We start from the raw sequence: 12,259 nt of genomic DNA, 5'->3' as shown, positions 1-12,259 counted from the left end.
CACAAATTTACAAAGAAAATTGGCTAAAAATCTACGTCTTCCCAGTTTTCGAACTTAGAAACATTCTGCAGTAATTTTCGATTTTCATTTTTCAGCTCTTCCAGTTGATTCAGAAGCTTATGAATGATTTCGATTCCCGGGAGGTTGACATCCAAATCGTAATGCCAATTTGCAAAACGCTCAAGATGAGGCAATTCTTCGTAGACAATATATCGGATACTGTTTTCTGTTTCAGGATGCAATAATTCCGAATCAATTAACTGGTCGAGAAAAGTATAATCTATTTTATATAATCGGATGATTTCTTCTACGGAGATTCTTTCGTTCATCATTAAGAATTTTTAAGTTGTTGAAATAGTTCTTTTTGTTTATCAGTAAGATTGGTTGGGATTTTTACATTGTATGTTACATATAAATCACCAAATTCTCCCTCTTTTTTGTACACAGGAAAGCCTTTGCCTTTAAGTCTTACGGTTGTTCCGTTCTGAGTCTCAGGTTTCACTTTTAGATTTACAGAATTTTCAAGTGTTTGGATATTGACATCACCTCCTAAAATAGCGGTATAAACATCAATGTCAACGGAAGTTCTTAAGTTGTCTCCTTCGCGTTGGAAATCTTTGTCTTCGGAAATGTTGAAAGTAATGTAAAGATCACCGTTTGGGCCTCCATTTATGCCAGGGTTTCCATAACCTTTCAGTTTGATTTGTTGCCCGTCATAAACACCTGCAGGAATTGTAATTCTTACTTTTTTTCCATTGATATCAAAAGTTTGCTGATGTGTTTTCGCAGCGTCTCTTAGATTGAGATCTAGTTCTGCAGAAACGTCCTGACCTTTGAATTTTCCGTTTGCACTTCCTCTAGAATTTCTTCCAAAACCTCCGCCAGCACCACCAAACATCGATTGGAAGAAATCTGAAAAATCTTCGCCTTCTCCAAAATCTGCTCCTGAAAATCCACTGCCAAAGTTTCCAGAATATTGCTGTTGTTGTCTCTGTTGTTGCTGTGCACGTTCATACTCTTCGCAGTGTTTCCAATGTTCGCCATATTTATCATACTTTGCACGATTTTCCGGATTACTTAGTACTTCATTTGCTTCATTGATTTCTTTGAATTTTTTCTCTGCTTCTTTATCGTTCGGATTCATATCTGGATGATATTTCCTAGCTAGTTTTCTGTAAGCTTTTTTGATGTCGTCAGCAGTAGCATTTTTCTCAATTCCGAGAATTTTATAATAATCTATAAACGCCATATTACCAATTGGTTTTTATCGTGATTTGGTTGTTCTAAGTTAGGGAATTGTTTGTCAAAAGGCAAATTGTAAATGTTGATTTTTAAGAGTAATTTTATACAATTTTACTGCACGTTCTAATTTGCTTTCTCATTTTATATTATTGAATTTGAAACGCGTATAATTTAATTTCAGAAATTAGTTTCGATTTTTTAGAAGAATCCATCCGCTTAGCACTTTATCTGGAAATGTCATAATATACCAATAGCTAGATGTAGGTAAAACTCTTCCATTATATTGTCCATTCCAAATAAATCTAGTGGTACTAGATTGTTCGTGAATCAATATCCCATTTCTGTCATAGATTTTAAGATTGGAAGGTTGATCTTGAAATACATCAAGATTATGGAAACTCCATAGGTCATTATAGCCATCATTATTAGGTGTTATTACATTATTTATCTTCACAGATAAGCCTTTTTTAGGGATGCCCAAACATTTAGAATCTTCGAATCTTACATAAAATGTAACAGGACCAGGTGGTATATTCTCAAAGATATTAGAAGCTTGCCAATTGATGCCATCCATTGAGTAAAGAATTTTCTTGCTTCCATTCGCGATTATCTGATAAGAATTGGCTCCGGTACCTAATAATTGAGTAATCACAGGAACTTCATAAGCGATGATGTCAAAGTACTCAGTATATTCGCATCCATTATCTATAGTGATGGTGAGAGAGTACTTACCTTCTGTTTTGATGTTATCGATATAACTGTCTTTTGAAATGATTTCTCCTGCAGGGTTTTTCCAAGTGTAAGATTTTGGAAGTAGATACGATAAATCTGGTTCTATTCTTATACCAACACCAGGACAGAAATAGTAGGCTGGTAATTCAAAAATAGGTGTGTTTTTTAAAGTTATATTAATCTTTACCAATGCAGGACAATAACTTGCTTCTTCTACTTTTACAAAAATTACTGGAGGATGAACAGTGTTGTCATATTGATAGGAAGTAGGCGAAACAATCTCGTTGACATTATTGTTTAAATCTGCCAAAGTTGGATAATAAGAAAAATTTGCAGTCTTACTGTTGTAGATTTGATTTTCGAATTGATTTAGATTCAGAATTTCTTTTCCATCATTCGCTTCATCACATTGTTCGAGTGTAAAAGTATCTTTCAGTACAGGTACAGGTGGATCTACAATAAAATCAATTGTGGATGGTAAGGTATAACAACCAGAAAGGTTTTCTACTAGTACCCAAATTCTTTTTGGAAAAGGATTTGGAGAAAAATTTTCAGGATCTATAATCGGATTATTACTCAATACATCTGCCTGAGTCAAGTAGAACATAAAATGATTTTCTGGATCTGGCTCACTCACCATCCGGTCTGTGTAATCTTTTAATAATAAATTGACTTCAGGAGTTCCATCCAAATTACTATCACAAACTCGGATGCTGGAAGGAATGGCTTTGGGAGGGAAATAAGTTTTCAAAACAATAGGTGCAACCGAGTAGCAATGGGTATTTTTCGATTGGAATCTTGCCCAGAACGTAACTGTGTTATAGTTTGTTGTTTGAAAATTGCTAATTGTAGAAGTGCCTAGATTAGCATCCTCTTGATTTTCATAATATGATATATCCATATCTGCAAGCAAATCCGTGTTCTGGGATGTTATAAACATATCAGCTTTGGCATCATTTAGGTCGTATGTTTCTCCATAATCATAACCTTTGTCACATTTTGAAATGATACCAGGTTTTATAACTACTGTTGGTAGAAAATCAAAATTGATTGTAATTTTCGCAACAGCAAGACAAGCGCCTTTTGATACACTGATATACACTTCGGTATTTTTTGAGATAGAAAATTCTTTTGGATTGGAGATGATGTTCCCAAATGTGTTGTTTGAAGCATTATAACTTAAATAGTAATTAAAGCGCAATGATTCTGCTCCCGAGTAAATTTCTTTTTCATGTTGTGTAAGGTCATAATTTTCTACATCATCATTATTATTATCACAAATTTGTCCTAAGTTTACTGTTATAGATTCTTTTGTTAGAATAGGACTTGCGATGAGTTTAAGGGTAATTGGATATACTCTGTAGCAATCTCCATTATCAGCTTTCATGTCCAAGCGTACGAAAATGATCGCCGGTGAATTGGTATTTGTAAGTTGATATCTTGTAATACTATTATCGTTATTATTAGCATCCAAAGTATTTTGGAAATAGCTAACAATGACTGGTTGTCCACTTCCTATTAAATTGTTTAAATTGCTTAGAAGAATATTTTCTACGCCGTCATTTTTAAAGTCACAAATATTTTGATCTTGATTAGCAATAGGATTACGAAGTTCTATGGTTATTTTCTTAACGGTGTAACAACCGTCAGCATTTTCAAAACGTACATAATAAACATAAGTAATGAGATCAGCATCATCGGTAATAGTTTGAATTGCTGGTATAGATTCTGTTGTATTTGGTACTGTAGCATCATTCTCATTGGTATAAAACGTAACATCAGTAATTTCGGAAATAGGTGTTGTTAACATTTCTGGATATATAGTGCTGAGATCAATCGTAACATCTTCTTTACCATCGAAACAATAGAGTTTTTTGATATCTGTAGCTTTTATTTTGTCCAAAAAAGTAATGTTCATATTAACAATTCCTATAGAATAGCATCCATTAGGATTTGTTACTCTTGCATAAACGGTGTAGGATCCACCATTAATATTAGCTATTCCGCTACCGCCTCCTGATTCTGCCGCAGTTAAAGATTGATAAAATCTTACATTCATCGTAGGATCTGTTGTTATGAGTGGTTTAACTAATGTATTCCAATCAAAGGCTTCTGTGTTATCTGCATTATTATCACAAAGGGTATAGCTGAAATTAACTGGGGAATTTATAACTGTGGTATTTCCATTTTGATCATAAATAATATCTATATCATCACTTAACTTAAAGTTGGAATAGTCAAGAGTTACAGTATAAATATCTGTTTTTGAAGGACAAACATTAATATTGGCAGTAGAACCAACAACTTGATTAGCAGAATTTTTCCAAACAATGCTTGGCTGTATCTGAGAGCCATTTGGGCTGAATTTCCAACTCTCATTACCGGATTCCCAAATTCCTCTGTTTCTTCCTGTCGGTGATAATCCTTCGTCTCCTGATGCGTTCATGACTCCAATCAAAGATTCTTTGAAACGTGCTGTTGTACAAGGAAGGGGCTTGTTTTCTACTATGACATCAATTTCATTAGAAAACTCGGATAAGACAATTTGGAAAGTAGAGGTTTCTGCACAACCTGTAAGTCTGGCTTTGTAAAAATTAATGACAAACTTTCTGCATGGATAGCTTCCCGTAACTGCGTAATAAATTTCAGAATCAGTAGTTTCTGAAAAAATCAAATCCTGCAGAATCCCAAAAATTGAATTTTGAGGTAATAATGAACTAGGATTGCTGGCTAAGATATTGGGATTACTAGATAGGCCTGCTTGTGTGGTATCAAAAGTAATAAAGCCGTTGGTGCTTATGACTATCTTATTATATTTGGAACCATAAAAATAAAAATTGAAAGGTAGAGGAATGATGTCTGAAAAAGTATCATCAGTTTTAGCATTTAATGGAGTGCCTTGATCAAACGGGATAACGGGGGTATAAGTTGAGCTTGCGACTTGGTAAGAAGTCGTAAGATAAGTCTTCGGAACATTGGTTGTTAGCTCTACGCATCCACCGGTTCCACAACTCAACTGTACAGAGGTGTTGCCAAAAATATCAGTTGCAGTAATGTTGGAACAGCTTTGTGAATACGAAAATTGAGTTATAATCAATGTAATCAATAATAATAATAACTGTTTCATTCTTGAAACTTTAATTGTTAAACTAATTTAATCATGCTGATTGTGATATTTGTAATAATGATAATTTGGATGAATTGTTTAGTTTACATTGATGATTAATGGTTTTTTCTTTTTATTTCTGTTCCACCCAAACCAATTCAGTAATATTATAGCCAATTGATTTTGCTTTCTCTAGAAATCTAGTTTTGATATTGTCGGGAAGTGTTTTCTCTCGAGACAGAATCCATAGATAATCCAGATTTTTTCCGGCAATCAAAGCGTATTTGTAATCTACTAAATCTATCACATTATAACCTGACCAAAAGGGTTTGAAGAAAGAAACTTTCAATCTTGCTTCATTTTCGGAGTTTACAAATTTTGCTTCACCAATGCTTTGTTTCCATTCTTTTTTGATATAATCATAGCCTTTGTTATCAACTTTGATTGTTCCATCAGGATTTTTGGAATAAGTTGCTGTGACTTGATTTAGATTTTTCTCAAACTTAAAATCAAATCTTGCAATCTCGTACCATTTTCCCAAATATTGCTCGGAATCAAAATCCTGAATAGCTGTTGCGTTTTCAGGAATACCAACAGAACAGGATTTAAAAATTAAGATTCCCAAAATTCCAACAGAAACTGGAATTGCTATTTTTAGAAAAGATTTTTTCATAATTATATTTATTTAAAACTCAATTCAAAAATGATTCCAATAAAAAGTCTATTAAATGAAAGAGAGAAAAAAAACAACAGCTTTTTCTCTCTCTCTCTCTTATTTAATTATATAACTTCTAATATTCCGGAGCTAATTCTATAACAAGTCCTTCCAATTCTGGTGTTACAGGAATTTGACAACCTAATCTACTGTTAGGCTTCACATTAAAAGCTTCTGCCAGCATAGCCTCTTCATCTGGCAACATCTCCGGAAGTGGGACATTTTCACTTAGCACATAACATTGGCAAGAAGCGCACATGGCCATTCCTCCGCAGATTCCGATGGTTCCTTCTTCTGCCAATTCGTAGGCACGGACAACTTCCATTATGCTCATTGCCATATCTGTTGGTGCAGGAATTGTGTGAGAAACGCCTTCTCTATCTATGATTGTAATATTAACGTCTGACATTTTGCAAAGATAAGAGATAGATTTTAGAAAAAGATGTCGGATGTTAGATTTTGATTGATAGTTTCAAACTAAAGTATAAAAAAAGAGGATTACGAAAACCCTCTTTTAATTTATGTATGAAGTGAAAAATTCTAATCAATAGATTTTACAACCGCTTTTTCAGCTTCTTTTCTAGTTCCATCGAAACCGTCAACACCACTTACTGTTGTATATTTCAAAACGAATTTCTTACCTGGATTCAATCTGTTGTAAACACTTTGAACCATCAATGTAGCTTCGTGGAAACCACAAAGAATCAATTTTAATTTTCCAGGATAAGTATTAATATCACCAATGGCGTAGATTCCATCAACATTGGTTTGGTAATCTAATGCGTTGTTTACTTTGATCGCATTTTTTTCGATTTCCAATCCCCAATCTGACAATGGACCTAACTTAGGAGTCAATCCAAATAATGGAATAAGGTAATCTGTTTCCAAGATTGATTTTTCACCATCTTTTTCAATTTCGATTGCAGTTAATTTATCATCACCAATTAGTCCTGTAACTTCAGCAGGTGTAATCAGGTTGATTTTTCCTTGACGTTTAAGTTCAGTTACTTTTTCTACTGAATCTAATGCACCACGGAACTCATTTCTTCTATGGATAAGCGTTACATCAGAAGCAACATCTGCCAAGAAAACGGACCAATCTAGCGCAGAATCTCCACCTCCGGCAATCACAATCTTCTTGTCGCGGAACATTTCTGGCTCTCTCACGAAATATTCTACACCATTTTCTTCAAATTTATCAATGTTTTCCAACTCCGGTTTTCTTGGGTCAAAACTTCCCAAACCACCGGCAATTGCAATCGCTTTTCCTTTAACTTTTACACCACGGCTTGTCGTAACGATGAAATCTCCCTCTTCGTTTTTTTCATAACTCACTGCTTTTTGAGCTAATGAGAATTGAGGTTCAAATTGTTTGATCTGTTCCATCAGATTGTCTACCAAAACACCAGCGTCTACACTTGGAAATCCGGGAATGTCGAAGATTGGTTTCTTTGGATAGAGTTCTGTTAATTGTCCGCCAGGTTGAGGAAGTGCGTCAATCAAGTGACATCTTAATTTCAATAATCCGGCTTCAAAAACGGTGAAAAGTCCTGTTGGACCAGCACCTATTATAATGATATCTGTTTCAAACATTTATAAGAATTTTGGAAATACAAATTTAATCATTAAATCTGACTTTAGAATGAGTCTAAAATATGATATTGATTAGATATATCATTAAATTTATAAAGAAGTATTATTAAAGCGTTTTATAATATATGTCTAACAAAAAAAGAGACTCAATTGAATCTCTTTTATTATGTTAAAAAAATATAATTTTTTTTTAAAAATACAAATAATGATGTGTCTTATAAAAATAAGTTTTAGATTTGTGCTTTCATCATTTGTGTTTTTTTAATCCTTGAGGATATTCATTTTCCTCAAGGATTATTTTTTTCTATCCATTTCGTTTTATTAACGCCATATAGAATCCGTCGTATCCTTCGCTAGGCATTATTTTCTCATCTTTAATCAAAGTAAAATCTGGATTATTGCTTAAGAAAGTTTTTACCTGTTCGTTATTTTCTGATGGTAGAATAGAACAAGTTGCATAGATCATTTGTCCACCTTTTTTCAAAATCTTTGAATAATCTTGCAGAATCTGCTGTTGCTCTCCTTTGATTCTATCAATGAACGCTTGGTCTATTTTCCATTTGGAGTCTGGGTTTCTTTTCAAAACACCAAGACCAGAACAAGGAGCATCTATTAGTAATCTATCTGCTTTCTCGTGCAATCTTTTGATGACTTTGTTATCGGTAATAGTTCTTGTTTCTATATTGTGTGCGCCTGCTCTTTTTGCACGTCTTTTTAGTTCAGCTAATTTCCATTCATAGATGTCTAGCGCAATGATTTGACCTTTGTTTTTCATCAAAGCTGCCAAATGTAATGTTTTTCCACCTGCGCCTGCACAAGCATCCACAACACGCATACCTTCTTTTACATCTAGCAATTGCCCAATTTTTTGAGAACTTGCATCTTGCACTTCAAACAACCCATCTTTGAAAGCTGAGGTCAAGAAAACATTTTTCTTTTCAGCTAACTGAACAGCATCTGGATAATTCTTGATTGTGAAAGCTTCTACATTTTCGTCATTCAAATCAGCGATTAATTCTCTTGGTGTAGTTTTAAGAGAGTTGGTACGTAAAACTGTTGGTGCTTGCTCGTTAAGTGCTAACATTTCTCTTTCCCAGTTTTTTCCTAGTTCTTTTTCAAGCGTTTCTGCTAACCAATCTGGGATAGAGTATTCTATTGCTTTTGTAGGAACTGTTCCCTTTTTTAACTTGGTAAGGATGTCTGCCACTTTGATTCCGTCAAATTCTTCGAATTTTTTATAATGTGTTTTGCTCCAAAGTAAGTAAGCAAGAATCATTTTGTAAACATTCGTAGGTTTTACGCCTTCACCCATATAATATTCGAGGCGTTTTTTCCATCGAATGATGTTGTAAAAGATCTCGGAAACCACTTTTCGGTCTTCGCTTCCCCATTTTTTATGAGATTTTAAAAGTCTTTCTATGACTTTGTCTGCATATTTTCTGTCTTCAAAAAAAGTTTCCTGAAGAGAATCGTGAATCCCAATTAAAAGATTGCGGTGAATTAGTTCCATAAGAATTATTGAAATATCAAGTTTGCAAATTTACTAAAAATTAAAACGCCTGCGAAATATATAATATCTAGGACTATCATTCAGGAATTTCTTGTCTTAGGAAAAGTGTTATTAAAATCTATAATGTTAATTTTATTTTAAATTTTCAAATCTGTTTAATTTTTTTGTTTAACAATTTTGTCAAAAAATAAAATTCATATAAATTTGCACAAAATTGTTTAACAAAAATGTCAAAACAAGAAAAAAAAGATCAAACACAAGAGTTAATAAAGGAAACGACTAAGAATCTTTTCTTCGTTCAAGGGAGATTTGGCGCTACAACGCAGGAGATTGCAGACGAGGCAGGTGTCAATAGAACATTAATCAATTATTATTTTCGATCTAGAGATAATCTTATTCAGATTGTTTTTGATGAAGCTCAGAGAGTAGAAAAAGAAAAATCGGATATTATTCAGGAATCTGATTTGCCATTTAAAGAAAAGATTACTCATTTTATTGAGAATAGCTTACAAACGAGCCTTCAATATCCTTACCTCGAAACTTATATTGTTTCTCAAATCAATAATGGCTGTTTTCACAGAAAAGATATTGATGAAAAACATAAAGAGCAGATTCTTAAAGATATCCAAGTTGAAATGGATAAAGGGAATATTGAGAAGATGGAACCAATTCAGTTTATTTTCAATATGATTTCTCTGCTTGTTTTTCCGAGTGCTGTAAGGCCTCTTTTTATGGAAAATATGATGATTGATGATAAAGAATTTGATAGGTTAATTTCTGATAGAAAAGATATTATTCTCAATATCCTTTTCAAAAATTAAAAAAAATCCTAAAGTATTTTAAAAAATGAATCGTCCTTTAGGAGTAAAGAGTTATAAAAGAAAAATTAAAAATAAACGAAGTAATAAATTATGAATAGAAAACTTAAAACTGCAAACCGCCTCAAGTTTGGGATAGCTGCAGCATTTATGATTTTCGGCTCTTCTTCTGCATTTGCGCAGCAGCAGGTTTCTTTGCAAGAAGCAATTAAACAGGCTTTGCAAAATAAAGCTGAAGCCAAAAAAGCTGATTTACAAGTTAAAAAAGCTGAATATAAAATTGCCGAAGCGAGAGCTGGTGCTTTGCCACAGATAAGTGCTACTGCAGGCTTGACATATAATCCAATCATCCAAGAATCACTTTTGGAATTTGGAGGTGAAAGAATTAGAGCACAATTGGGTCAACCTTGGTCCTCTCAGGCTGTGGTAACATTGAACCAAGCTATTTTTGATCAAAGAGTTTTTACAGGTCTTAAAGCTGCAAAATCTACAAGAGAGTTTTATGTTCTCAATGCACAACTTTCCAATGAGCAGATTATTGAAAATGTAGCAACTGCTTATTATCAGGTTTTTGTTCAGGAAGAGAATCTTAAAACTTTGAATGTAAGTTATGCTAACACAGAAAAAGTTAGAGATGTTATCAAAAGCTTAGTAGATAACGGTTTGGCAAAAGGAATTGATCTGGATAGAACCAATGTACAATTAACTAATATCAGTGCAAGCAGACAGCAATTGGTGAATGCTGTTGAACTCTCTAAAAATTCTTTGAAGTTTTATATGGGTATTCCGATTGATAAACCTATCGAGTTGGAAGAAAAATCTATCGAACCAAGACCAGAATTGATTGCTGGTAATGTGAATTTGGATGATCGTACAGAAATTAAAGTCCTTAATAAAAACAAAGAACTTCTTCAGTATAATCTAAAAGCTACAGAAGCTTATCTCTATCCAACGGTTGGATTGACTGCAAACTATGGATGGGCAGGAATGGGTAAGAAATTTCCTTTAACAAATGGATTGAATAATGGCGTTCTTTGGAGTGACTATTCAGCGGTTGGTTTGAATATCAATATTCCGATTTTTACTGGTGGCGCTACCAAATCAAAGATTCAGCAGGCAGAAATTGATATTTTAGATCTTGAACAGGATATTCAAAGTACACAGTTGAGCTTGAGTTTAGATTACAAAAATTCGATTGCTAATATTGAAAATTCTATTATCAATATAGAAAGTATGAAGAATAATGTGTCTTTGGCTGAAAAAGTACAAAAAGATACACAAGCTAATTATCAATATGGATTGGCAACTTTAACAGAAGTTCTTGATTCTGAAAATGCACTTACAGATGCCAAACAGAATTATACCACAGCATTATTAGATTACAAACAAGCTGAAATCAAGTTGATAAAAGCGAAAGGTGAACTTAATACTTTACAAAATCCATAATATCTCAATTGACAAAAAATAAATTATATCAAATGAAAAAAACTTTAATATATATCATCGTTGCGGCTGTTCTAATTGGTTTGGCTGCTTGGAAAATTACTGATAACAAGAAAAAACAGGAAACTGAAGTAAAAGAAGTAGCAAAGCAGGTTGACAAAATTAATGTTAACGTGATTACCGCTTCTCGTGAAAATATCGATACAGATTATTCTGCAAACGGAACATTTATTCCAAAACAAGAGACGCAGCAATCTTCAGAAATTTCCGGACGTATTGTGAATGTTTTAGTAAGAGAGGGTTCTAGAGTAGGAGCAGGACAGGTTTTGGCAACGATTAAAAGAGATGCTATTGAGGTGGATGTAACTCAGGCTCAAAATACTTTGCAAAATGCAATTATTGATAACCAGCGTTACGAAAATGCTTTCAAAACAGGCGGTGTTACAAAACAACAATTGGACAACTCTAGACTTCAATTGAAAAATGCACAAACTGCTGTAAGAGCTCAAAGTGTGAGAGTAAATGACACAAGTGTAAGAGCAGGTATCAGCGGAACAATCAACAAAAAAATGGTGGAGCCAGGAATGGTGGTTGCACCGGGAACAGCTTTGTTCGAAATTGTTAATATCAATACTTTGAAATTGTCTGTTTTGGTGGATGAAAGTCAAGTTGGAAGAATTCAGTTAGGACAGGAAGTTAAGATTAATGTTAATGTTTTACCGGAAGAATCTTTCTCTGGTAGAATTACTTTCATTGCGCCAAAAAGTGATGCTTCTTTGAATTTCCCAGTAGAAATCGAAGTTCCAAACAAAGGAAACTTGAAAGCAGGTATGTACGCAACTGCAGTTTTCAAAACCAATCACGGTGCTGAAACTCAAAATATGCTAACTGTTCCTGCGGAAGCTTTCGTAAACGGCGTTAGTTCAGGACAATTATTTGTTGTGAGCAACGGAACTGCAAAATTAATTAAAGTTCAAACCGGAAAAGTTTACGGTGATAAAGTTCAAATCCTAAGCGGACTTAATGGTGGTGAGCAAGTAATTACCAGTGGACAAATCAACCTAGACAACGGTTCAAAAATCAATATCGTAAAGTAAGAG

Annotated in this window: 10 protein-coding genes; 3 read left to right on the top strand and 7 right to left on the bottom strand. The window is 33.7% G+C overall.

Annotated features, from left to right (window positions below; all coding sequences use genetic code 11):
* Positions 1 to 23: 23 nt before the first annotated feature.
* The 7 genes from RTY06_RS01320 to RTY06_RS01290 all read right to left on the bottom strand — a co-directional run bounded on the left by RTY06_RS01320 (position 24) and on the right by RTY06_RS01290 (position 8,898).
* Positions 24 to 332 (bottom strand): chaperone modulator CbpM, encoded by a 309-nt coding sequence (locus RTY06_RS01320; RefSeq protein WP_409450820.1) that lies wholly within the window; start codon positions 330 to 332, stop codon positions 24 to 26.
* Positions 332 to 1,249 (bottom strand): DnaJ C-terminal domain-containing protein, encoded by a 918-nt coding sequence (locus RTY06_RS01315; protein ID WP_312822231.1) that lies wholly within the window; start codon positions 1,247 to 1,249, stop codon positions 332 to 334. The genes RTY06_RS01320 and RTY06_RS01315 overlap by 1 nt, the downstream gene beginning before the upstream one ends.
* Positions 1,250 to 1,426: 177 nt before the next feature.
* The gene (locus RTY06_RS01310) at positions 1,427 to 5,101 is read right to left on the bottom strand and encodes a T9SS type B sorting domain-containing protein (protein WP_312822230.1); all 3,675 of its coding nucleotides are present in this window, start codon (positions 5,099 to 5,101) and stop codon (positions 1,427 to 1,429) included.
* A 112-nt stretch (positions 5,102 to 5,213) separates the two neighbouring features.
* Positions 5,214 to 5,753, bottom strand: coding sequence for a lipocalin family protein (locus tag RTY06_RS01305; RefSeq protein WP_312822229.1), 540 nt, complete (start codon positions 5,751 to 5,753; stop codon positions 5,214 to 5,216).
* A gap of 118 nt (positions 5,754 to 5,871) precedes the next feature.
* On the bottom strand, positions 5,872 to 6,204 hold the full coding sequence (locus RTY06_RS01300) for a 2Fe-2S iron-sulfur cluster-binding protein (RefSeq protein ID WP_116032364.1): 333 nt from the start codon (positions 6,202 to 6,204) through the stop codon (positions 5,872 to 5,874).
* Positions 6,205 to 6,335: 131 nt separating this feature from the next.
* Positions 6,336 to 7,388 (bottom strand): NAD(P)/FAD-dependent oxidoreductase, encoded by a 1,053-nt coding sequence (locus RTY06_RS01295; RefSeq protein ID WP_312822228.1) that lies wholly within the window; start codon positions 7,386 to 7,388, stop codon positions 6,336 to 6,338.
* Between the two features lie 304 nt (positions 7,389 to 7,692).
* A complete protein-coding gene (locus tag RTY06_RS01290) occupies positions 7,693 to 8,898 on the bottom strand; it encodes a methyltransferase domain-containing protein (protein ID WP_312822227.1) in 1,206 nt (401 codons plus the stop codon).
* Positions 8,899 to 9,125: 227 nt separating this feature from the next.
* Here RTY06_RS01290 and RTY06_RS01285 point away from each other — a divergent pair, with 227 nt between their 5' ends.
* From RTY06_RS01285 to RTY06_RS01275, 3 genes are all read left to right on the top strand, one after another.
* Positions 9,126 to 9,719 (top strand): TetR/AcrR family transcriptional regulator, encoded by a 594-nt coding sequence (locus RTY06_RS01285; RefSeq protein WP_312822225.1) that lies wholly within the window; start codon positions 9,126 to 9,128, stop codon positions 9,717 to 9,719.
* Positions 9,720 to 9,809: 90 nt separating this feature from the next.
* Positions 9,810 to 11,162 carry a TolC family protein gene (locus RTY06_RS01280; RefSeq protein WP_312822223.1) on the top strand — a complete coding sequence of 451 codons (1,353 nt, stop codon included), beginning with the start codon at positions 9,810 to 9,812 and terminating at the stop codon, positions 11,160 to 11,162.
* A gap of 32 nt (positions 11,163 to 11,194) precedes the next feature.
* Positions 11,195 to 12,256, top strand: a complete 1,062-nt coding sequence (locus tag RTY06_RS01275) for an efflux RND transporter periplasmic adaptor subunit (protein ID WP_312822221.1) — start codon at positions 11,195 to 11,197, stop codon at positions 12,254 to 12,256.
* Positions 12,257 to 12,259: the final 3 nt, after the last annotated feature.

It is taken from the genome of Epilithonimonas sp. (assembly GCF_032055105.1).
In the GTDB taxonomy this organism is placed as follows: domain Bacteria; phylum Bacteroidota; class Bacteroidia; order Flavobacteriales; family Weeksellaceae; genus Epilithonimonas.
Note: the sequence above shows the minus strand (reverse complement) of the source record. Positions and strands in the feature narration are given on the sequence as shown.